Origin of the sequence: Danxiaibacter flavus (genome assembly GCF_041060425.1) — a bacterium.
Taxonomy (GTDB): domain Bacteria; phylum Bacteroidota; class Bacteroidia; order Chitinophagales; family Chitinophagaceae; genus Danxiaibacter; species Danxiaibacter flavus.
In genome coordinates this window covers 88,722-114,283 of the sequence record NZ_JAULBC010000012.1, presented here as the reverse complement: position 1 = coordinate 114,283, position 25,562 = coordinate 88,722, and the positions used below count along the sequence as shown (strand labels likewise).

The window sequence follows — 25,562 nt, the reverse complement described above, 5'->3', positions numbered from 1 at the left end:
GTTGTCAAATGCAATCAATGAGCGTCAAGGTAAGTATTCTGAACATATGAAAACGTGATAATACTCACTCAAACGTTTGCGGAAAATTTAAAGTAAAGTGTTGGTAAACAGAGAGTAATGGAAGAGTAAAGTGAGCCAATATTGGTCAAAAAAGGCAAGATGTGCCGTGGTGTTTCACGTGATTTTTTCCCTGCTGATTTACGAATAATTGGGGTGCATACACGCAACAATTTTTGCAGGAAAAAGGGATGCCGTTCTTTGCTTTCGCCCCTTACAGGGCTTATCCGCCTTTTGCATTTTGTTCATAGGGCGTTGCCCCATGCTAGTGCTTCGAGGCCTTCAGCCTCGGTTGAAAGTGCAGTTGTCTCACTATTTCTGAAGCCGGTCGAACAAGTAAATTATTCTATACATCTAGTGAATAGTGAATGGTCAATGGTGAAGGGCACAAACTGGCTGGGTAAATGTATGCAGCTCTAGCCATAATGGACCTCCGGCGTAACTTCTTGTGCGCTCTTATATACCTTGTACGGTTCAAAAAACTTCGCTTCGGTTAGCTTTGGGTTTTAGGCTTTGGGCTTTAAGCTTTATCAGTTGCTTACAAAGAAATGTTGGTGCGGCCAACACGTTACTTATATGGTTTAAACCCTTCGCTCCGTTCAGTCTGCAACTAAATTATTCTGTTTAATTGCTTGTCTCTATTTATGCTTTATACCAATCGCCACAGGCGATAAAACAAGGCTGCGGAGCCTGGAGGCTCAGCAGAGCGCAAAAAGCAGAGCGCAAACAAAAAAACATTTCTCTGCCCGGTTATACCGTATTCGAGAAATGTTTTCAATAATGTGATAGCCGTCAGTTACAGCCCCAGTTGCAAACCCACATTCAGCACTCGCTGATTCAAATATGCATCACCCACTGTATTAGACGCAACCTCCGGATCTTGTTGATACAGCTTAAAGTTTGTCCATGTTAACAGGTTATATCCACTGAAATAAAACCTCGCGTTGTTTATTCTGAATGGTAATAATTTCTTTGGCAACTGATAACCCAGCTCAACTGTCTTCATACGCACATACATGGCGTTAACTAACCAAAAGCTGGATGGATATGCCGTAGGGCTACTTTCATACGATGCGTCTGTACTCAATCTTGGAAACTTTGCATTTGCCGCATTCGCTTCTGTCCATCTTAATTCGTGGATCGGTTGCCATTGACTTTGGAAAGGCTGGATACCAATTCCCGTTACCTGGAAGCTATAGTCAAATGCACCCTGGAAGAGAATGCTCAAATCAAGTCCTTTGTAATGTACCCCAAGCGTGATACCTGCATTCAGGTTCGGAATATTTGGTTTGCCAATCGGGCCCTGGTCACGCTCATCTATTACACCATCACCATTTAAGTCTGCATATTTAAGATCACCCGGTCTGATGGTTGATGGATCAATATTTGGCTTCGGACTTTTGGTGATATCATCCTGGCTGGTATAAAAACCAACTGCTGTATAACCAAACGGCTGACCGATAGGATGCCCCGTTCTCGCCAACCATGGATAAGCCTGGTTGGGTTCATCCTGGTAAACAATTTTGTTCTTGGCGTAAGAGAATACACCGGTGATATCATATGCCACTTTTCCAACTGTACTTTGGAAACGGACAGAACCTTCGTAACCGTGGTTACGCACCTGCGCAAGATTTTGTCTTGCCAGGCCCACACCAATAATATTCGGTACAGAACCCGGATAAAACAACTGATCATACCTGAACTCGTCAAAATAATCAAAAGAAATTGACAGTTTATCTTTCAACATGTTTATATCTAAACCCACATCTTTCTTTCTTGATTTTTCCCAGGTAATAAAAGGGTTTCCAAGTCCACCTTCATAAATGCCCTGGCTTGAATTGGCGTTCGTGCCGAAGTAATAATAGTTGCCTCTTGCATAAACCTGCTGGTACAGGTAGCGGTTATCAACAACGGCATCAGATCCTACCAATCCGTAAGAAGCGCGGAGCTTAAACAACTGGAAAACAGGAAATGTATTTTTGAAGAAGTCTTCACGCGCCAGGTTCCAACCAACACTTCCCGCAGGGAAGAACCCATAACGGTGACCGCTGCTGAAACGGTCAGACCCATTGTAGGCTGCGTTAAAGTTGACCAGGTATTTCTGTTTGTAATCGTAATCAAGTTTCATGGTAAAACCACGCAATTTCTGCGGCACATCCAGTGACTTGCCATTCTTTGCCACATATGATTCCTGGTTCACCAAAGCCATTGCTGATAAATGATGAACACCAAAGCTTCGGTCGTAGTTAACAAAGCCCTGCAGATTCAGGCGCTTGTCAAAAAGATTGTTGCTGCCTGACAGGGAGAATGGGGCCAGCTGGTACAAATTGTTCTTATCAAGTGTATAGCCACCGGTTGAATCATAGTGATAAGCAGGCGGTGTACTTGTGCGTGACTGTGTTCTGGTGATATCATTCGTTCCTGCATAAGCAACACGGATCTGGGCAGACAACCCTTTGGTGATAAAATCAAAACGCTGGTTTACGTCAAACAATGCATTAAAATCCGTTCTGCTGTTTCTTGTATATCCCAATGTCGCCAGCCTTGCATTAAGCGTGGGTACGTTAGTAAGGTTAGGACCATAGGCATATGCGTAACTTCCATCAGGATTAAGGACAGGTGCAGCATATGGCGTTATGATCTGGTAGTTATAGATTTCAGACATAATGCTGTTGGCAGTAGTATTTGGATAGAACAATGGCTCATTGATCTGTCCAAACCTGCCGGATACATCCAGTCTTAATTTAGTTGTACGGGTAGCCTGTATATCAAGGTTACTTCGGAAATTATAACGGTGATAAAAATAGTTGTTGTACACACCCTGGTTTCTTGGATCTGAAAAATCTTTCAAATTACCATTCTGTGTAAACGCCCCTGCGGAGATAAAATAACGTACGCTTTCTGTTCCTCCGGAAATATCCACGTTCGTATTCGCCTGCAATGAATTTTTCTTGAACACTTCGTTATACCAGTCTACATCAGGATAGATATATGGGTTTGAATGTGATTTGTATTGCTGCAACTGATAGTCCGTAAACATGGGATTCAATCCGTCATTCTTGTAGGCTTCGTTCACAAGTGAAGCAGACTGATAAGCATTTAAAAACTTAGGCACACGCGTTGGTGAGTTGGCACCGCCTTCAACACGCACATTTACCTGCGGAGCACCGGAAGAGCCTCTCCTGGTTTTTACGATAAGCACACCATTCGCACCTTTAATACCATACACTGCAGTAGTTGATGCATCTTTCAAGACCGAAATGCTTTCAATTTCATTCACGTTGATCTGGGCCAATTGCTCATAAGTATATTCAATATCATCCACAATGATCAGTGGTTTATTACCATCAGGATTCAATGAACTTACACCACGGATGAAGAAGTCTGACGCATCTTTACCCGGCTGACCACCACGCTGAACAGAAAATACGCCCGGCACCTTACCCTGCAATGTATTCTGCACGGCGGAAGTAGGTACGCGCCTGATCGCATCACCCGAAATGGAACTAACGGCACCAGTATTGGTTACACGCTTCTTCGTTCCGTAACCAACTACCACGACCTGGTCAAGACCTTGTTCGTTCGCCTGCAAAATGATCTCTACAGATCTTTGCGAGGCAGACAGCTTCACCTCCTGCGCTGCAAAACCAACACTTGTAACCAGTAGCGTTCTGCTATTGCCTTTTAATGTTAAAGAAAAATTGCCTTCTTCGTCAGTGGCTGTTCCGTTTGTCTTCACGCCTTTTTCTATAACGGAAGCACCTGCGAGCGGCCCTGCTGCGTCCTTCACAGTGCCTTTAACGGTCTGCGCATTTGCGAAGGAAGCAAACACCAGGCAAAGAAGTAATATTGATATGTATGAAAAAATTTTTTTCATGTTTATTCTTTTATATGCATTGCAGATATTGATCTGTTTGAAATTTTCTACCATCCCGGATTTTGTCTCATTTTAGCATTGCTCACCACTTCATTATATGGAATTGGGTAGAAATACATTTTAGATTCATCAAATGCTGAGTTTAAGGCCGGAGCAACTTTGTACATTAATCCGGTGGTTGTTTGTGTGATGCTTATGCCATGCAGTCCGCTGTTATAGATCTTTCCGGCAATTTTCCAGCGACGGATATCCCAGTAACGTTGTTCTTCAAAAGCAAACTCTTTATGTCTTTCATTGCGGATAATCGTGCGCAGCGAATCTTTTGAAATGCTATGATCCAATGCATAAGGATTTAAACCGGCACGTTGCCTGATGCTCTCCACTGCGGTAAATACATCAGCCGTTGGTCCCGCGAATTCATTCATTGCTTCTGCGTAGTTCAGCAACACTTCTGCATAGCGGAAATAGATCCAGTCGTGGTAATGATCTTCATAATTGGTGGTGTTCTCAAAACGGCCCATGAATTTGCGCATGTAATAACCGGTTTGCGTTTGAACTGTTGCTCCACCCGGCCTGTTAACACCGCCATTAAAGGTTTGCAGCGCAGTGCTTAACCATTGTGCACCATTGTACAGCACAGTATAACCCAAACGCGGATCCCTGTTTAGATAGGGATTTGTACTGTCGTATCCCGAACCCGGATCGTTGATCTCAAGGCCATTGTTCATACCGAATGCATTCACCAGCTCTTGCGTAGGACTTGTATTCCCGGACGCAGGTGCTGTAGAATAGTTGATAGGTCCGTTCAGCGTTTCAACTGGTTTGCCAAGCGTATTGGTTTTGCCATAGATCACTTCCTGGCTGCGTTGAATAATAAAGATGTCGAGAAACTCTTGCTGCAAACTATATACACCCTGGTCCATGATGGCTTTAGCTGCATCACCAGCCAGCTTCCATCTGTTGGCATCATAGCTTGCATATCCATTCAGTGAATCGCCCACATTGCCGCCGTTGTACAACTGACTTGCAGCATACAACAAAACGTGCGCTTTCAAAGCCATGGCGCCGGCTTTTGTAAAGCGGCCGTAATTACCATCATCAACGGGATCATCGCGCAGACTGTCCTTAGCTCTATCGCATTCTTTTACGATGTAGTTAACGCATGTCTCAAAAGAACTACGCGGAATTTCAATGTTATCATCAAGCGTTTTTAATGAATCGCCAATGATCGGAACGCCGCCATATCTTTTCACCAGCTCCCAATAAAAGAAAGCACGCAACACTCTTGCTTCACCAAACCAGGAGCGTTTCTCATTCGCATTCTTCAGCGGCACTACGCTAAAATTGTTTAGAAAATTAGTTGCCTGCCTGATGCCTGCGTAGCTTCTGGCCCATGCATCATCGGGATTATTAAAAATGGTGATCCCGTTTGTTGCAAGCAATGTAACAGGCGCTGTTGATGTTTGTGAGGTTACTGCATCATCGGAACCTGCATCCAAAAAGTCCCTGCCAATGCGGTTTGCACCATCAGGCAGCGAAGAATAAATAGAAAACAGGTACTGACTGGCATACACGCCATTGGAATCTTTTGTATCCCATATATAATCTTTGGTTACCGTTTCAACCGGAACTGTTTCATATTTTCTGCAGGAGCTAACCACCACAAGGCAACCCGCAAGGAAAAACAATATCGTTAGGTACTTTTTCATATTTGTCTCTTAAAACTTGACGTTAACACCAAAATTTATGATACGCTGATTGGGATAAACCTGTCCGTATACTTCAGGATCAACACGCGAAAAATCTGCGTGCGTCAACAAGTTGAGTCCGTTAGCAAAGAATCGCACTGCATTCAACTTAAGCCTGTTAACCACGCGGTAAGGCAATGAGTAGCCAATCTCAGCATTCTTTAACCTGAAGTAATTACCCGAACGTTGCCACCAGGTGCTGGTTACATCATTGTTGGTATTAATACCCGGCGTAAGTCTTGGGAATGTGGAAGCGGTTCCTGTTTCAGGCGTCCATCTGCCAACAATGTAGCTATAGCCTTGCTGTGTGCCTGAGCCGAACGAATAATCATTTAATATATACCTGCGATTTCCCACGCCTTGCAGCAATACGCTTATATCAAAACCTTTGTAACTGATATTGCCGGTTACACCGTAAAAGATCAATGGTTTTTTCTCTCCGATGGCGGCCTGATCATACTGGTTGATCAAACCATCACCATTCAGGTCGGCATATTTTATATCACCGGGCTGCATAGTATAGCCTGCGGGGTGTGGGCTTGATTCTGCTTCTTTCTGCGTTTGGATCAATCCCTGCGAAATATATCCGAATGTCATTCCCACTGGCTGACCTGTACGCACGTTCCATGGATATTTCTGTTCTATTTCATTGCTGTAGACAACCCTTGATTGCTGGAAGGATACATTACCGGAAATGGCGTAATTGAAATCTTTTACGTGATCCTGGTAAGTAGCAGTCAACTCCACACCTGAATAATTATTGATGCCCAGGTTCTCAAGCGGATAACCGATACCAATCAGCGCTGTTTGTTTTCCGCGATATTGCAACAGATCAGAATACCTGTCGTTATAATAATCTGCTGTGAACAGGAACCTGTTTTTAAAGAAAGCCGCGTCCAATCCAACATTGAACTTGTCGCCTTTTTCCCAGGTAACATTGGGGTTAGCCAGGATATTTTGTTGTGTAACCGCCTGTGAAGCCCTGTTGATCCCAATCGGATAAGTTGGGTTTACAATATTTAACTGGTACGATTCGCGCCAGGTAAAATAACCAACATTATCATTTCCTGTTTTGCCATAAGTGGCGCGTAATTTCAGCCTGTTGATCCAGCTGATATTGTCTTTAATAAAATTCTCGCGTGCAATGTTCCAACCTAATCCGGCTGCGTAGAACAAACCAAATTGTTTGCCCGGCGGATAACGGTCGTTGCCGCTATAGTTAACCGCCGCTTCGGCAAAATATTTTCCGTCGTAATCATAGGAACCGGCAAGGGCAACGTTCTGATTGGTTTCAGGCAGATCGTAGTTGAAAATGCTTTCATACCTGTCGTAAAAAGCTTTTACCGTAAAGTTGTTCTTTTTAATGGAGCGTGTATAACCCAATGCACCCTGCAAATACCAGAATTGGGCGCTGTAAGTAAGATTGAAATTATTCACCTGGTCAGTAAATGCTCCATACCTGTTGTACGTAGTATCATTGCCGCTTACGGAAAATTTAAAGGAAGGCACACCGGCTGACCTGTCTGTTGTGTTAGAACCGAATACAGAAATATTGCTTTGCACTTTCGCCCAAAGACCAGGAACAAATTTGTCGAACTTATAATTCAGGTCAAGGTTGGAAAAGATATCTCTTGAATAGCCCTGCATATAGCCGGACTGCGTTAGTTGTGCATACAGGTTTTTAGGATAAGCCTGTGTACCACCAAATGAACCATCCGGATTGTAAACCGGGTAGGCATTATTTGGTGTAGTGTACATCTGGCTGATGATAGCGTCTGTTGTAGCACCCGGTTGATTATCCTCCTGCACTCTTGCAAACATCTGCAGTTTTACGTTGAACTCCTTTGTAACATCCACATCAATATTTGAGTTGATGGTGTAGCGCTTGATGGTTGCATTGGTTTCGTAAGCGGGATTGCTGCCATTAAACAGTGCATTATCGCCAAGATAGCTGAGGCCAACAGCATATCGTGCAGCGCCACCGCCACCGGTGACGTTCAGACTATACCTGCTGATGGTAGAACTTTTCTTAAGAATTGTATTGAACCAGTTAACATCAGGATGACCATAAGGATCAGTGTGATCCCTGTACGCTTTAAAATCTGCTTCTGTGTACGAAAGTTGCTTGTTCTCATTTGACTGTGCTTCGTTATACAGGTATGCATATTGATAGGCGGCCAGCGGATCGGGCAAACCCAGCGGCGTTTGAACGCCTGTTTGTGCAGTTAATGAAACATGCGGTTTTCCTGAAACCGGTTTCTTTGTCGTTACCAGTACAACACCTCTTGAACTTCTCTGTCCAAGTAAAATTGTTGACAATCCATCTTTCAAAACAGAAACTGATTCAATGTTCTCAGGATCAATTGTATAAATATCTCTTTGTACACCGTCAACAATCGTTACAGGCTGCTGACCGCGCAACGTCATGTTTATTTCAGTATTATCATTAGGACCGCCCAATCCTTTTTTGTTGGGATAGTATAATCCGTCAACATCCTGCTGCACCAGTGCGCCGGAGTTGCTGGACTGCCAGCCTCTTGTCTGTTGCGTGTATAATCCGGGCAATCTTCCTGTTAATGCGTACGCATATAATGATGATGGCGTGGTTGTTAACTGATTGGTGTAAATACTTGCAACAGATCCCAGGATCTTGTCAGTCCTTTTTACTTCATACAAAACATTTACAGAATCGGGCGATTCAAAAACGTTGTGCGTCAGTTTCACTGCAATCACGAAAGATGAATCGTGAACTGTTGCAGTAAAGGCATTATAGTTTGGATAATTGAATTGTAATACATCTCCCGGCTGTGCCTGGATGCTGTATAAGCCACCGTCTCCCGAAACTACGGTAGCAGCAGTTCTTTTGGATTTTATGGTAACACCCTGCAGCGGCCTGCCATACTCATCAACAACACTGCCGGAAGCAGTGAATTGCTGAGCCTTTGTCTGCAAACAAAAGCAGGTTGTGAAGAACAATAAGACCAGTAATTTTTTCATACAACAATATGTTTTAGCGATAACGGCTGTACACAAACCGGGTACCGTTATTATTTATTTGCATTTAAAAGTGTATTTGAATGGGTCGGCTGTATTACCGTATCCGGTTTTGAGCGTGCCGCTTTCATCAGTGAAATAGTATTGGATCTGTTTAAGCGTTACCCCCGGCTTCAGGTTGAAAAATTTCTTCGGCCAGAAATCAATCCGCCACTGCTGCAAGCCGTAATTGGTAAGCTTTGTTTCAGCGGAAGGCTGACATATAACAAGGCTGTCCCCCGTATTGGTGAATGCCTTGGCGCAGAAATAAATATCCTGCTTGTCTTTCAGCGGCGATGTATCCAGGCTGCCGTTGTATTTTACGGTGATGATATCATTCTCTGTGGAGTTGGAAGGTTCGCCAAGACCAATTTGCGGATTACAGAAGTCCTGCACATCTTCGTCACCTGTACCAATTACTTCCATACAGGTTCCAAACTGGCTTTGATAGTAGCCTGAGTTGGCATCAGACAGTCCATCCTCATCTTCACACATTGCATAGCCCGGTTTAAAGCTGAGGTAATCCGTGCCTGTTTTTATGCTGATGTAGATCTTGCCATTTACTGTGGTCTGGTTCGCAGCAAACAGCTTGTTATCACTCCAGAAAACGATCCACTCCATATCATTGATGTAGTTGGGCCCTATACCAAATTTCTTTGACATTGCAGCTGCGTAAGAAAGACCGCTTGCAGGATCAACAATGCCCTCAGGAATCAGCACCATTTTGCCGTTACCCACATCACTTGTATAAGTCATGGTTGTATTTTTTGATGCATTCCACGATTTGGGAACGCATATACCTACAATCTGCCTGTCATTACGGTCATAGTTGATCTGCGTCCATTGCAGACCGATCACCATGTGTGCAGAATCGCCTGGCTTTACTGATGAATCCTGGCTGACAATGGTAAGTGTTGACACGCAGGCGGTGATCACCAATCCCGCGAATGCCACAAACAATAACAGGTAGATATATCTTCTGTACGGCTTTTTATTCTTTGTTTTGACTGGCTGCATACGATTAATAAACTTTTTCAAATGTGTATACATATGTGTTGGAATGACAGCCGGGGCTGAATGTTATGCTAAGTGTCCGAAGTCCGCGTGAAGCAGGGGTAGCAATACTTCCGCTAAAAGCTTTGGAACTGTCAGTTGGCGTAAACATGATGTTATACGGATACTGCGGATCATCAGAAGCCCATTTACCGGCGGCACTGTTTACCAGAAAGGGAATGTTGTTGCCGGTTAAAGTGTAAGTGTTATCTGCTTGTAATGTGAGTCTGAAGCCCGCTGAGTCAATGAACTGTGTAATATCTGTTGAATTGCGGGTTACAGTTTGAATGCGCCACTGGGCATTCAGATCTTTCACCGGCTCGGCCAAAAGATCTTTTTTGGTTACGCAGGATGCCATTGTTGCAATAACAATAACAAGTAGAAGCAATTTTCGCGCAAGCATATAATTATAGTTATGTGGTTATATTAATATCCGGGGTTCTGCCGCAGGTCAGTTGATTTTGCTGTTTCGCTTTGTGGTATTGGCCACAGGTACATAGCGCTTCTGAAGCTGCGTTTACGAACGTTTTCGATTACATAAGTGTAGTTACCGTTATCATCTTTTTTTACACGCATCCCGGTCATGGTTTGGCTGTCAGTCTGATCAGCGATCTTCCATCTTCTTACATCCCAGAAACGTTGCTCTTCAAATGCCAGCTCTACCCTCCTTTCATGCTGAATGACTTTGCGCATTTCATCTTTGGTTAGCCCGGTTTTCAGTTGGTAAGGATCCAGGCCTGCGCGTTGTCTTACCTGCTCCACAGCGTTATATACTTCCTGGTTAGGACCTTCAAACTCATTGGTTGCTTCTGCATACATCAATAGTATGTCTGCATACCTGATCATCGGGTAACAACGGGAACTAACGTTGAAGAAGTAATTAGGCACAACATTATCGTTACACATTTTATTACCGTAATACCCGGTTGGCGTACCTGCACCAAACCCGTTACCATTAGGCTCACCATCGTATGTGTACACTGGCCTTAGCTGATCATAAGCCACATAGATCTGGGAGAGATTGTGTGTAACGGTAAAGTCCAGACGGGGATCCCTGTTTGAGTAAGGATTGGCAGGATCATAGCCTGAACCTGCATCTGTAATCGCCATTCCATTTTTCATTCCGAATGCATCCACAAGATTCTGATAAGGGAATGATCCGCTTGTTGTGCTACCGCCGCTTGATGGTGGGCGCCATAAGTTTTCCAGGTCTTTATTATCGGGTGTCATTTTTGCGAAGATGTATTCGCTGTTCACACGCTTTTGAAACAGTTGATAAAACCCGTATCCTGATTTTGTATTGTTATCTACATACAAATTATAAGCGCCGAGGTTTATTACTGCTTTTGCGGCTTCGGCTGCAAGCGACCAGCGGTTGGCATCATAAGCAGGATAACTTACCAGCGGCTTCAGATCACCGTCAGCATCTGAACCGCCATTAAACAACGGACTCGCTGCATACAACAATACGCGTGCTTTCAAAGCCAGTGCAGCACCCCTGGTCACTCTTCCATAATCAAGTCCAGCATAGCTGGCCGGCAATATGGAAGCGGCGTCGTCACATTGCTGAACGATGTAGTTCACGCATTGTTCGTAAGTACTTCTAACGGTATTTATTTTGTCGCTTTCTTTATAAACAGTATCTCCAATCAACGGAACACCGCCATAGTGTTTCAGCATAGTTGCATAGTACCAGGCACGTAAAAAGAGGGCTTCTCCTCTTGTTCTTCTTTTAAGCATATCGTTAAAAGGCACTGATGGCAAATGTGCCAGGAATTGATTCACAGCCCTTATTTGCGTGTAAGGCGTGTTCCATGCATCAGTTGCAATGTTAAATGCACTTACAGAAGCAGATGCAAACTGATTGTAGGTTGTAACTGTGGTGGACAATGGACCTTCCGCCTCATCACTGGAGGCATCCAGGCCGGCGGCCCCGTTAAACCTGGTAAGGCTAAAACTGAAATCCACATTGGTGTAGATATTCGTAAGAAAATCCATCGAGCGGGCACTATCAGAAAACACTGATGTTTCGCTCAGATCCGTGGTAGTGGTTTTATCAAGAAAGCCTTCTTTTGTGCAGGAAGTAACAATACATATACAAGCTAAAAAGGCACCAAAGAATACTATTTTCATATGATCGTTATTAAAAGTATCGTCACTCATTTTTTTGAGACCTCTACGGTCGCGCGCATTTTTTACTAAAATTGAATAGTGCCTTTTACGGCACTATCAACTGGCAGGTGCTCCTTTTCTAAATCCGCCATCATTGTTTGATGATAACGGACTATACTTTATGTAAAAAATCCGGCGACAGAATGCTGTCAGCAAAAAATTTCATTTGAGTTAGTCAGTAGTTATGGTCTGTTTAAGAAAGTTTTCCTGTTTGGCAGTTGTTACACGCAAGCAATAAAAACGCAGGAAACACTTTTTTATAGGATCATAGCATATCGTCACTTATAAAATGCATAACCTCCATCTGTTTGTCTATTTTTTCAATGAAACAGAGAAAGGTCTGTCCTCATCATTAATTCCTCTTGAGGTATTTGGCTCATCGCTCATTTCCAAATGAAGTGTTCCTCCGTTGATAATGTCGTTATAAGTAATCCAGTTATGGTTGTAATCCACGTTATTCAACTTTGCAGACTTTATGTAAACATTCTTGCTGCTGTTGTTATTCGCTTCAATTACAAACTGCTTTCCATTCTCGAGTGTGATGGTGATCTTGTTAAAAACAGGGCTTCCGAGAACGTACTGATCCGTACCGGGACAAACACCATACAATCCCAATGCACTCAACACATACCAGGAAGAAGTTTCACCCTGGTCTTCATCGCCCGGAAAACCACTTGGTGAAGCATTGTAGATCTTAGCCATTATCCCGCGCAATTGTTTCTGCGCTTTCCATGGCTGGCGGCTGTAATTATACAGATAAGCCGCATGTTGTACCGGCTCGTTGCCATGTGCATACTGGCCAATATTTTGCAGCACCATTTCTTTCATTTCATGAATCTCATGGCCATAGCTGCCATATTTAACTGTATTAGGTGCAGTAAAAAGGCTGTCGAGTTTTGCGTTGAATTTCTGTTCGCCACCCATCATTCCAATCAGACCGTTGATGTCATGAAATACAGACCATGTCCAGTGCCAGGAATTGCCTTCTGTAAAAGGCCCACCCCATTCAACCGGGTCAAAATTGGGAACCCACTCTCCATTCTTTTGCCTTCCTCTCATAAACCCAACGGTTGAATCAAAAAGGTTTTTGTAGTTAAACATTTGCCTTGCAAAAATCTTCTCGTAAAATGTGTTGCCTGTAAGCTTTGCAAGGTTGTAGGCGCAGAAATCATCATACGCATATTCCAATGTTTTCGCTCCGCTTTCGGAAATAGTGGGATAAGGAATGTAGCCCAGCGAGAACCAATATTCGTGTCCTTCCCTTCCGCTTGATCCGCCCCAGAACCCTTTGTTGGTTGCTTCATGTAAATATGCTTCCAGTGCTTTTTTGGGATCGAATGTGCGGATGCCTTTCACCCACGCATCTGTAAGAAGGGAAATGGCATGATTGCCCACCATTACACCCGACATTCCGGGGTTTGACCAGGTAGGATAGAAGCCATACTGTTCCTGCGCATCCAGCAAAGACTTCATATAACGGCCCTCCATTGTCGGATGCAGAATATTGCTCAGGGGAAACTGCGCGCGGAAAGTGTCCCAGAAGCCGTTATCGGTATACATATAACCATCATGAACCTTAGCGTCGTAAGGACTGAAGTAATAAGGACTACCATCTGCTTTTATCTCATAAAATTTATGGCTGAACAAGCTGGCCCTGAACAAGCAGGAATAGAACGTTGCTTTTTCATCTTCTGTTCCGCCTTCTACTTTTACCCGGCCAAGCAATGTGTTCCAGATATTATCGGCCGCAACTTTGGTTTGTTCGAGTTTCTGGAACTTCCCCAATTCCTGCTGCAGCGTAAGCTCCGCTTGGTCCGGACTAATATAGGAAGAGGCAATTTTCGCCTGCACTTTCACGCCTTTCTTAAACTGCACATAAGCGCCGGTTTGCATGCCGGAATCAAACTGGTTTTTATTGTTGATCTTACCGCTTTCATTTTTCCATGTACCGTAATCAGTAAATGGTTGATCAAAAACAATTACAAAATAGTTTTTAAACTCCTTCGGAATGAATGTGCCGTTGGTAACATACCCAACCAGTTTTCTTTCCTCCGGAATAATTTTTACCTCGCTGAATTTGGTATATCCGTCAAGTACGACAAACGATTCTTTTGATGAAGGAAATGAAAAACGCATGTGGCCGCCGCGCTCAGTCGGCGCTATTTCAGCAGTAACACCATTGTCCAGCTTCACTTTATAATAAGATGGCTTCGCTATTTCATTCTCATGTTTGAAGGAGACAGCTCTTTCATTATCCTTCACAACAAGATTGCCAGCCACAGGCATCAATGTAAATACGCCGTAATCGCCCATCCATGGGCTACACTGATGTACTTCCTGAAAGCCCCTGATAGTAGTTGCTTTCCAGGTATATTTCCATCCATCACCATTCTTACCGGTTTGTGGCGACCATGAGTGCACCGGAAAAGGCAGGGCGACTGTGGGATAAGTGTTGCCATAAGACAGATCCCATTCGGAATTAGTTCCCTGAAAGGTGTTTAGATAATCTACTAAATTCTTTTGCGCATTTGCAGCAGATGCTATCAGCAAGCACGCGACCGTGATGTTTTTCTGTAAAAATCTGACCATTGGTTGTAATAAGAATAACGGGTGATGTAAAGCAATCGAAACAGAAACTATTGCAGGTTGAGGTTTCCTTTTAAAAACTTCAATGCCTTTATAATATGTTTTTCAACTGTGCTGACGGATATGCCCAAATGCCCTGAAATATCTTTGTAGGAAAGCTCTTCAGCTCTGCTCAACAAAAATGCTTCCCTGCATTTTTCAGGCAACAGGTTAATGGAACGGCTGATGTTGTGTGCCAGTTCCTTCGTCTCATACACCTGGTAATAATCTGTTCTGTTGCCCTGTGCACTTGAATAATGAACGGCTTTTTGATAAGTATTGCGTATGTTCTGCGACCTGTATTCGTTCATTATTTTAAACTTCAACGCCTGGCATAAATAAGCTCTTAAGGACACTGAAAACTCGATGCTGTTTCGCCTGTTGTAGAAACTTATAAAGATCTCCTGCACCAGGTCCTCTGCCTTTTGCCTTGACTGCAAGTGCTTCGCTGCCGAATTAGTTAAAAAATTAAAGTACCGGCAATAGATCTGATCAAAAGCTTTCTTATCGTCATTTTGAACGAGCTCGAATAATTTTTTGTCGCATAACCGGCAATACGGATGGTCGTTATTAAGCATAGCAATCAGTATTTAAAACGCTTGACACAGGTGCAAGTCTTCCTCTCATAAGTGTGCAATCAATTAACAGGCAAAAAGAGCAAGTAAAATCCGTTAAACGATGATTTTTTGTTTCATGTTTGGATGGATTTGTCTCATTGTTTGGTAACAGGTCTGTTTGTATACGCAATCGTTGTAATTTGACCGCTCAATGTTATTTGCGAAGATGGATGCTGAATGGATCTAATCGGGTTAATGAAAGGTAAGTCATTGCCGTCTGCTTTAGCTGACGGACAGCAATTCGTCTTTTGTTCCTGGCTTTAGCCACAAACTTATTTTTTATGGCTAAAGCCATAGTTAAGAGCTCAATCATTATCCGTCAGCTAAAGCAGACGGCAATGACATTGAATTTGACAATTATAATTTTCCTATTTTCAATGATGCGTTGCGATATGAGAAAGTGTCTTGTGCTGCTTCTGTTCAGCGTTTTAACAATATGCCGTGGTAATGCACAGCCCTATTATTTTACCCATTACCAGGTAGAAGATGGTTTGTCCAACAACGCAGTGCTTTGCATGTTGCAGGATCATCTTGGCTTTATGTGGTTCGGCACACGCGACGGGTTGAACCGCTTTGACGGCCTTTCCTATAAAATCTTCAGAAACGATCCCGGCAACAAGAATAGCATTGGCAGCAATGCCATCATGTGCATCTCGGAAGACAGCGATAAAAAGATCTGGGTTGGTACAGAAAAGGGATTGTTCATATTTGATGAGCTCACAGAAAGCTTCACCCAATTCAAACAGGCAGGCAACGTTTCCGTTCTTTCCGTTAAAGTGGAAGGCGATGATGTATATTATATTACGCTTTACACATTGTACCGCTTCAACAAGAAAACAAAAAAACTAAAGCGTTTTGTTGTTAACAAAGAAGTTACATCCTACAATATATTAAAAGATAAAAGCCTTTGGGTATGTACCTCTGCAGGAGTTGTTGAAAAATACAATGCACAGAAAGATACATTTGATGTTGTTTACGACATGTTCAATAAATCCGGCTATGCGGTGTCCAAATGGATCCAGTCGATTTATGAACTGGATAACGGACAGCTGCTGGTGGGCACATACAACCAGGGCCTAAAACTGCTGGATACAAAGACCGGCATATATAAAGACATCCTGACTTTAAATGCGGACAAAACAGACATCATTGTCCGCGATATACTTGCCATTGACAAAAACACTTACTGGATCGCCACACAATCGGGCATCTATATTTTAAATATTGCAACAGGTACATATTCCAACCTGAGAAAAAATTACAATGATCCATATTCTTTGTCCGATGATATTGTGCACACACTGTGGCGCGATAAGCAGGGAGGCATTTGGGCAGGCACGTATTTCGGCGGCGTAAATTATTATCCAAAACAGGAAATTGTCTTTAAAAAATATTTTCCCAAAACAGACAGCAATTCAATCAGTGGCAATGCGGTTAGCGAAATGCATCGCGATAAATACAATAATTTATGGATAGGAACGGAAGATGGCGGGTTGAACAAATATGATCCTGCAACCGGCATTTTTATCAACTTCAAACCAGAAACAAATAAACAGAGTGTTTCATATTCCAATATACACGGCATGTTGGTTAGTGGCGACACCGTATGGGCGGGAACATACCTACACGGGCTTGACATTCTTGACAAGAACGGAAAGCGCCTGCATAACTACAATACCGTTAATTCTTCCATCGGCAGCAATTTCATCTGCGCGATGTTAAAAGCAAGCAATGGAGATATAATTGTAGCCACCGACAAAGGCGCATACCGTTACCTGCCTGCGAAAAACAATTTTGAAAGAATAACAGCATTACCGAAGGCATTTTTCCGTGCCCTGTGTGAGGATAAGAAAGGCAATATCTGGGGTGGCACTTATGGTGACGGCGTGTATGTTTATAACGTCGCGACCGGCAAGTCCGATCATTTTTACTTTTCAGTAAATAACAATCAGTCCATTGCCAGCAATATTATCAACTACATTTATTGCGATAAGGATTCTGTGATCTGGTTTGCAACGGAAGGCGGACTTTGCCGTTATCGGCCGGAAACGCATGCACTAAAGATCGTTACTTCACGTGATGGTCTACCTGCTGACGTGATCTGCGCTATACTGGAAGACAATAAAAACAATTTGTGGCTGAGCACTTCAAAAGGGCTTGCGCGATTTACGCCAGCCACCAAAGACGTTAAAATATTTACCCAATCGCAAGGTTTGCTAACAGATCAGTTTAATTACAGATCAGCATGCAAAGACGATGCAGGCAACATGTATTTTGGCAGTGTAAAAGGTATGGTGAGTTTTAACCCCGATTCAATCACAAGCAATGCCTTTATTCCGCCCGTGTACATTACAGGATTCCAGGTGTATAATAAAGAACTGGGCATTGCTAAAGACCATTCGCCATTAACACAGTCCATCAGCTTTACAAAAAAGTTAGTGCTCAGGCACAACCAGGCATCATTCAGTATTGATTTTGCCGCACTCAATTTCAGTGCGCCCTCCAGGATGGCTTATGCGTATAAACTGGAAGGACTGGATAAGGGCTGGACCTATTTAACTACCAATCGTAAAGCATACTTCACCGAACTACCACCAGGTAAGTACACATTTATTGTAAAGAGCCTGGATGATAAAAATGCGATGGATAATTACACCACGCTTGAGATTGAAATCCTTCCACAGTTCTGGCAAACATGGTGGGCTTATACCTTATACGTAGTGGCTTCTTTGCTCATTATATTCTTTGTGATAAAATTCTTTATAGACAGGTCGCGCGCAAGAAACAAACGCAGGTTGGAAAAGCTGGCTTATGAAAAGGAAAAGGAAAATTATGAGGATAAGCTGAACTTCTTCACCAATGTGGCACACGAAATTAAAACACCCCTGACGTTGATAAAAGGACCGATGGAAAACATCATGGACCAGATTGACGAGTTGCCTGCAATAAAGAAAAGTGTCGAACTGATGAGTAGAAATACTGAAAGATTAATGCAGCTTGCAAATCAGTTGCTGGACTTTAGAAAGATAGAGCAGAATGGTTTTCATCTGAATTTTGCACGAACAAATGTCTCTGCTTTACTGCATGATCATTATATCCGGTTTAAACCAATCGCTGAGAAGAGAAAAATTACAGTTGAATTTAATTATGTAGACGACTTGTGGGCCGAAGCTGATGAGGAAGCACTCAATAAGATATTCAGCAACCTGATGGATAACGCAATCAAATATGCAGGCAGCAAAGCGGCGATAACACTTGAATATGCCAATCCTCAAAAGGACGCTTACAGCATTATCTTTAGTAACGACGGCTTTCTTATCCCGGATGAGAACAAGGACCTTATCTTCCAAAGCTTTTACCGTATAAAAGAGACTTCCAATAATGCCGGAACGGGGATCGGCCTGACGTTGAGCAGATCGCTTGCAGAAATGCATGGAGGAACACTTATTCTGGACCGTTCGTCAATTGAAATGAATGTATTTATTTTGACGCTGCCTGTACACCAGGGAGATAATCATAAATAGAAAAACATGCAACCGATCATATTGCTGGTAGAGGACAATGAAGAGATCCTGGATTTTATTGAAAGTAACTTAGACGATAGCTACACCATTCTTAAAACCAGGAACGGTAAAGAAGCGCTGGATCTGTTGCGTCATGAAATGGTTGATCTTATTGTGAGTGACGTAATGATGCCGGTAATGGATGGCTTTGAATTTTGTAAACTGATTAAATCTGATGTGGAACTGAGTCATTTGCCCTGCATTTTATTAACGGCAAAAAATACCTTACAGGCAAAGCTGGAAGGATTGGAACTTGGGGCGGATGTATATATCGAAAAGCCCTTTTCTCCTAAGCATTTAAAAATGCAGATAAGCAGCCTGCTGGCTAACCGCAACAAGATCAAAGCCTATTTTGCCAACTCACCGCTGGCCCATTTAAAAACGATTGCACACACTAAGTCTGATGAACGTTTTTTGGATAGAGTCAACCAGGTGATCATTGAGCATTTGCAGGACACCGAACTGGATGTGGATCGCCTGGCAAAGTATATGAACATGAGCCGGCCAACTTTCTATAGAAAGATTAATGCCATCTCAGATCTTACGCCCAATGACCTGATTAATCTTACACGTTTGAAAAAGGCTGCGGAATTAATGAGTGCTGGTCATAATGTGAATGAAGTATCTGAAATAGTAGGCTACAGCTCCCCTAAAATTTTCAGCAAAAATTTTGAGAAGCAATTTGGAATGATGCCTTCGGAGTATTTGCGGGGATAAGATGAAGAAGCCAAAGGATACAGTTACACAGAGTTTCACGGAGAAGGCACTGAGTTACACAGAGCATGCCACCGGATAAATGACTAATTCGCACACAAGCCAGGCGCTCTACCGCTCCGCTAAGCCTCCAGGCTTCGCGGGATTATTTTATCGCTTGCAGCGATTAGTTATATCGCCTGAGGCGATGCAGTAAAACTGCGGAACCTGGAGGTTCCGCAGAGGGTACAACGCCTATTTATTATAAGGTTCTGCAACAATGCTGTATTCTCCATTACCCAATAGCTTCTCGTCAAACTCAATCGTAACGGTTTTACTTTCTCCCTTTAAAAGTGTGAAGTAATTGTCGTTCATCACCGCAGGGAAAATTCTTTCACCATCACTTTTTCTCACTGCCTGTACATGCACTGCAAATGCAACGGCTTTATTTGAATTGGCTACTGTTGCCAATATAACGGCTTTACCGCTTGATTTTAAAATACTTGTCGAGACTTTTACGGTTGCTTTGGGCAAAGCGTTTAAAGCTGTATAATCATTCGGCCTGGTACTGCGCCAGTAGAAATTATCACTTAATAAATGTCCTTTTTTGTTCTTAAGAGAAAGTTTGACAAAATGTACGGCAGACAAACCACTTTCAACTTTTTTGCTGCTAAACACCTGCATTTCATACAAAGAATAACCCCATTGCGTTGCTCTTTTTATGCCAAGCATTTTAATGTACCGCGCAGTTACCGGCTTAATCTTAATTGTCTCTGTTCCGCCCTTGCCATCTGTTGTTGCATAAACATCCTGCCAGTTTGTAGTATCAGTAGCTATCTGTAGTTTATAGACTTTGGCATAAGCCGTCTCCCAATTCAATACAACGCTTCCTACTTCCGTCGGCTGACCAAGATCAACATAAATCCACTCGTTATCATTTGATCTGCTGGCCCAGCGGCTGGAAGTGTTGTTGTCCACAATGCATTCCGCAGGCTCAAAGTCGCCGGGAGAAGATGATGCCACAACAGTCTTTCTGTAAGCCAGGTTATCCATCAAAAAATCTACTTTAAAGCAAGGCGTGGATGCATTTGAGGGAGCGCGTACAGCCAGGCTCTTTGAATACTTTTCCTGCACCGTTCCATCCATATTATATACCCGCGCCTCAGCGGTAAGGTCACTGAGGCTTTCACAAGTCGTATTAATTACATTCACCGCGTTGTCGGCAGGATTCATCTGTATGTGAACCGGCTCACAAGCTTTTTTCACTCCCCAATAAGCGCCATTAAGGTCGTAGTAATAATCGTATGTCTGCCACACAAAGGAAGGATAGGCAGACTGGCTCATCCAGGTCATTACGCCGGAAGCATCGTTCCACATATTGTGCAGCCAGCCTTCAAACAATGCCTTATTCGTTTCAATATTCAGAAGCTGTGCTTTACGGCAGAAATCTTCGATACCGGTAGCTTTGCCATAACGCGCGTTTAACGATCTCTCATAAATATCCGGACCACCATTCGCGGCAGATTTGCCAAAGAAATGTTTGTCCCACATGTCATTTCTCGGCCACCAGTCTTTCTCCGGCATAAATTTCTTAAAGCTTTCAAATGTTGTAAATACCGCTGTGCCTATTTCTGTGCGGAATCCCCAACCCCTGTTTCCTCCAAAGCCACCGGGATATTTTGTGAAATACCAGTCCGCAGGAAAATTCGCCCAGGGCCCACTGCCAGTCAGGGCATCACTATGCGAATTGGGCTGATACCATCTGTCGCCGTTATCAAACGTTTTTACATTTTCACGTAACCAACCGTTTAGCGGCGGCAAGGGATAACCTTCATTGTCGCCGCACCATACGGCTATGCCCGGATGGTTACGCAGTCGCTTGATCTTTTCCACCGCATTCAGGTTAAAAGCCATTATATCATCCGGAAGATTGGGATGAGAGTTTAACCAGAAATCATCCCATACCAGCATGCCATATTTGTCACAGGCATCATAAAATTCTTCATCTGTAACAGAACCGATCCAATTGCGGATCATGTTCATGTTCATTTCTTTGTGCAACTTTACTTTTGTATCATACTCTTCCCCGCGACAACGCAGTAAATATTCACTCATGCCCCAGTTGCCGCCTTTTACATAAATGCGTTCTCCGTTAACATAGATATGAAATACACTTCCGGCTGTATCATAGCTGTATTCTCTTATTCCGAAGTTGATCCGCTTGCTGTCTGAAGTATCGTTTCCGGCAACATATTTTAGATCGCAGGTATACAGGTTGGGTTCGCCATATCCATTCGGCCACCAAAGTTTCGGATGGTTAATAACAAGATCTTTATAATGGGTAGAATCAAAACTCACATTAATTGTCTGTCCTGATTTGATGTCCACTTTTTTATGCAACCGAATGTTGCCAGGATTAATCGTTACAATACATTCGCCTTTTTCATCCTTTGCCCCGGCGTTTGTTAGATCAAATTTCAAATGGATGATCCCCTTATCTTTTGAAGGAACAGTTGTGCGGATCCAGGGATCAACCACGGTAACACCACCTGTAACAGCCAGATATACATCATCTGTAATACCCGATAATAAACCAGGAACAGAGGGCATCCAATCCCAGCCATCACCCGAAATGTAGGTAGGGCTCTGGTGATTCGCTATTGGTAACGGCGGATATTGCACAAGCACAGCCAATATATTTTGTTCATTCTTTTTTACTATGCCGGTTATATTGAATTTGCCGCGATGCATAAAACCATCAAGCAAGCCTAAACGAACACCGTTCAGAAATATTTCGCCCTTGCGGTTAATGCCTTCAAAATTCAGCCAGATCTGCTTATCGCTATTGGCAACGGGGACAGCAAAAGTTGTTCTGTACCAAAAGTTTTTATTGTATTTAGATTTATCGACCTGGTAAATATTATCGCCGTAATTCGGATCTTTTTCAACCCCAACATTTACATAAGAAGTAAACACCGTTCCGGGCACAACCGCATTCACCCAATTGCCATCACTATAACTCGTGGTATACATTTTCACGCTATCAGTTCTTACTTCATCCTGCGGTTTCACCTTCCACTGAACTTCTTTATTATCACTGTTCAGAGAAATCTTCTGCTGTGCGTGCGCATACATTGCTCCGGTCAAAAAGATCAGGAGCATTTCCGTTTTAAATGCCATCACTAAAAAATTGTTTCCAGATAGTCACTTAATTATCCGCAGACCTCAAAACATAAAAAAGAATTTAGCGATGGAGGAAAACGGAGCCTAAGGTTACTATTATAAGCCGGTTTAACAGCGGGCGAACGCATAAGCCAACGATCCTTAACAACACAACATCAGTTCACGAATGTGCAGCTTACCATGAACCTGTTGCTTTCCCACGCGTTAAGCAACCAGGTTCATTAAAAACGGTATCTGCCATTTTTATTTAAAGCAAGTTTGTGAAAAAAATATACAGAGCCTTATTGTCCGTTTTTCTTTTGTCCGGCGTTTGCAAGAATCTTCCTGCACAGACGAGTTATTTTGTTGATGGTTTTCACGGTGGCATTTATGGTCACTATCCTTTGTGGGTCACCAAATTTATGACGGATACCTTGCAGCATTATAAGGATTGGAAGATTAACCTTGAGATCGAACCGGAAACATGGGATACCGTGGCATTGAAGGATCCATCTAACTATGCAGTGTTTCAAAAGTTGCTGGACAACTCAGAAAACCCGGTCGAATATGTTAACCCTGCTTACGGACAAAGCTACCTCTACAATATTTCAGCAGAAAGCATTATCAGGCAATTTCAATATGGCATGCGAAAACTGAAAGAACATTTTCCCGGCATTACTTTCACCACTTATTCCACCGAAGAGCCCTGCTTCACAAGTGCGCTTCCTCAAATATTGAAATCACTGGGTTTTAAATACGCCTCATTAAAAAATCCGAATACCTGCTGGGGCGGTTATGTAAGAGCATATGGCGGGGAATCATTGAACTGGATCGGTCCTGATGGTACTTCCATCCTAACCGTGCCACGTTATGCATCCGAAGAACTTCAGAAAAAATCTACCTGGCAAACAACGGCCTGGAACAATTCGCACGCTTACATTAATGCCTCCATTCAACAGGGCATTACGGATCCGGTTGGCATGTGTTTGCAGGATGCCGGCTGGAAGAACGGTCGGTGGTTGGGGAAAAATACGTCCGCAGCACGTTATACTACCTGGCGCGATTATTTTAACCTGATAGAGAAAAAACAAAACGTAGAAGACTGGCGCCTCTCGCAGGAAGATATACAAGTGAGCCTTGTTTGGGGATCGCAGGTTTTGCAACGAATCGCCCAGCAGGTGCGGCAGGCGGAAAACAAGATCACGATGGCCGAAAAAGCTGCAGCACTTGCAAAGCTGTATGCAAATGTTCCTTATCCTCAAAAGGAGTTTGACGAAGCGTGGCGAACGCTGATGCTTGCACAACATCACGATTGTTGGATTGTTCCCTACAACAAGCAAAAATGGGGCACCTGGACAGACAATGTAAAAGTATGGACCGGCAATACCATCTCCGCTAGTGAAAAAATTATTCAGCATTCACTGCAGGCATTAAACAAAACAACATCAAATCAGCAAAATATTGTTGTATATAACGCAACGGCATTTAACAGGAACGAAATAGTTGAGGTTAAATTACCTGCTGACACAAAACATATTACGGATGGGCTCTTCAACAGTCACAACACGCAGCTTGTTACCGGAAATGATTCATCCAGGTCGCTACTTGTCAGAGCTTCTGCGCCTGCATTGGGATATAGTGTGCTCTCAACAGGTAAGCATGCAGACTCAAGATCCAGCGCAGTTATTCGGCAATTGCCGGATGGCACGATTGCCATGGAAACCGATCTGTATAAGCTGGTCATCAATCCGGCAGAAGGCGGACGCATTCAGCAGCTCATTGCAAAAACATTGGGCAATAAAGACTTTGTAGATGCCAACAACACAAACGGCTTTAATACACTAAGAGGAAATTTCTATACTGACGGCGGTTTTAAAACCAGCAAAACAACAAGCGCAAAGGTTACAATTATTGAAAATGGCCCCTTGAGGATCGGACTGAAAATAGAAAGCACATTAAGTAATGCAAAATTTATCCAAACCATTCGCTTAACACAGGGCGAACGATTAATTGACTGCTCCCTGCACCTGGAATATTCCGGAAGAAACGGCATTGGCGAAGACTTCAAACAACAAGGTGGTTTCAATTTGACAGACCTGCACAAGGCTTTTTACAATGACACTTGTAAACTGATCGCGACATTTCCACTAAATCTTCAACATCAAAAAGTATATAAAGATGCACCGCTGGATGTTACAGAAAGCAAATTGAGCAATACATTTTACAATAGCTGGGACAGCATTAAAAACAACATCATTAACAATTGGGTGGATGTTACAGATGGTGCGACCAATTACGGAATGGCAATCTTTTCTGATCACGTAACAAGCTATTCCCACGGCGCAAATTTTCCGCTGGCACTTACCATGCAATACGCGGGTGTGGGTTTATGGGGACGGGATTATACTGTTGATGGCCCTTCGGACATTCGTTATGCGCTGCTACCGCACAAAGGCAAATGGGATGCTGCCGACTTAAACAATGAAACCATTAAGTGGAATGAACCGCTTACTGCATCATTCAACAATACAGCTAATAATTCATTGGAATTTATTTCGCATCTTGATTCAGGCATTGCAGTTTCGGCGATGTATTATAACGGAGATGATCTTTATGTAAGATTGGTGAACAACGGTAGCAAGCAGCTAACACATAAAATATCTTTTAACTGTTATGCGGATGAAGTGGATTTAGTGGAGTTGAATAATACAGTTGCAAAGAAGGTTAAAAATGAGAAGAATGAAAAGGTGGCGTTTGAATGTGAGATACCGGTGTTTGGGATAAGAACGGTGAGGATGAAGGGAGCGAGGGCTAATTGAAAATTGATAAGGGAAAATTGAAAATGATGGGTGGCGACGCCGCAATTGTAAAACATAGAAGAATTTTTTGAAACATATAAGTAAAGTGTCGGCCGCGCCAACGTTTCCTGGTAAACAACTGATAAAGCTTAAAGCCTAAAGCT

The 25,562-nt window shown here is 43.0% G+C and carries 12 protein-coding genes; 3 read left to right on the top strand and 9 right to left on the bottom strand.

Going from position 1 to position 25,562, the window contains the following annotated elements; all coding sequences use genetic code 11:
- Positions 1-853: 853 nt before the first annotated feature.
- The 8 genes from QTN47_RS26410 to QTN47_RS26375 form a co-directional block, all read right to left on the bottom strand.
- Positions 854-3,934 carry a SusC/RagA family TonB-linked outer membrane protein gene (locus QTN47_RS26410; RefSeq protein WP_369332461.1) on the bottom strand — a complete coding sequence of 1,027 codons (3,081 nt, stop codon included), beginning with the start codon at positions 3,932-3,934 and terminating at the stop codon, positions 854-856.
- Positions 3,935-3,981: 47 nt separating this feature from the next.
- Entirely contained in the window at positions 3,982-5,643 is a 1,662-nt protein-coding gene (locus QTN47_RS26405) for a RagB/SusD family nutrient uptake outer membrane protein (RefSeq protein ID WP_369332460.1), read from the bottom strand.
- 9 nt (positions 5,644-5,652) lie between these two features.
- Positions 5,653-8,679: a SusC/RagA family TonB-linked outer membrane protein gene (locus QTN47_RS26400; RefSeq protein WP_369332459.1), complete on the bottom strand. Its 3,027-nt coding sequence runs from the start codon at positions 8,677-8,679 to the stop codon at positions 5,653-5,655.
- Between the two features lie 54 nt (positions 8,680-8,733).
- Positions 8,734-9,732 carry a DUF4961 domain-containing protein gene (locus QTN47_RS26395; protein WP_369332458.1) on the bottom strand — a complete coding sequence of 333 codons (999 nt, stop codon included), beginning with the start codon at positions 9,730-9,732 and terminating at the stop codon, positions 8,734-8,736.
- Between the two features lie 4 nt (positions 9,733-9,736).
- Positions 9,737-10,171 carry a DUF5004 domain-containing protein gene (locus tag QTN47_RS26390; protein WP_369332457.1) on the bottom strand — a complete coding sequence of 145 codons (435 nt, stop codon included), beginning with the start codon at positions 10,169-10,171 and terminating at the stop codon, positions 9,737-9,739.
- A gap of 23 nt (positions 10,172-10,194) precedes the next feature.
- Positions 10,195-11,901, bottom strand: coding sequence for a RagB/SusD family nutrient uptake outer membrane protein (locus tag QTN47_RS26385; RefSeq protein WP_369332456.1), 1,707 nt, complete (start codon positions 11,899-11,901; stop codon positions 10,195-10,197).
- A gap of 351 nt (positions 11,902-12,252) precedes the next feature.
- On the bottom strand, positions 12,253-14,529 hold the full coding sequence (locus tag QTN47_RS26380) for a GH92 family glycosyl hydrolase (RefSeq protein ID WP_369332455.1): 2,277 nt from the start codon (positions 14,527-14,529) through the stop codon (positions 12,253-12,255).
- A 47-nt stretch (positions 14,530-14,576) separates the two neighbouring features.
- The gene (locus QTN47_RS26375; RefSeq protein WP_369332454.1) at positions 14,577-15,143 is read right to left on the bottom strand and encodes an RNA polymerase sigma factor; all 567 of its coding nucleotides are present in this window, start codon (positions 15,141-15,143) and stop codon (positions 14,577-14,579) included.
- A 431-nt stretch (positions 15,144-15,574) separates the two neighbouring features.
- Here QTN47_RS26375 and QTN47_RS26370 point away from each other — a divergent pair, with 431 nt between their 5' ends.
- Positions 15,575-18,706: a ligand-binding sensor domain-containing protein gene (locus QTN47_RS26370; protein WP_369332453.1), complete on the top strand. Its 3,132-nt coding sequence runs from the start codon at positions 15,575-15,577 to the stop codon at positions 18,704-18,706.
- Between the two features lie 6 nt (positions 18,707-18,712).
- A complete protein-coding gene (locus QTN47_RS26365) occupies positions 18,713-19,462 on the top strand; it encodes a response regulator transcription factor (protein ID WP_369332452.1) in 750 nt (249 codons plus the stop codon).
- Between the two features lie 231 nt (positions 19,463-19,693).
- Here the strand turns inward: QTN47_RS26365 and QTN47_RS26360 are convergent, their stop codons facing one another.
- Positions 19,694-22,618, bottom strand: a complete 2,925-nt coding sequence (locus QTN47_RS26360) for a discoidin domain-containing protein (RefSeq protein WP_369332451.1) — start codon at positions 22,616-22,618, stop codon at positions 19,694-19,696.
- 263 nt (positions 22,619-22,881) lie between these two features.
- Here QTN47_RS26360 and QTN47_RS26355 point away from each other — a divergent pair, with 263 nt between their 5' ends.
- Positions 22,882-25,419, top strand: coding sequence for a glycoside hydrolase family 38 N-terminal domain-containing protein (locus tag QTN47_RS26355; RefSeq protein ID WP_369332450.1), 2,538 nt, complete (start codon positions 22,882-22,884; stop codon positions 25,417-25,419).
- Positions 25,420-25,562: the final 143 nt, after the last annotated feature.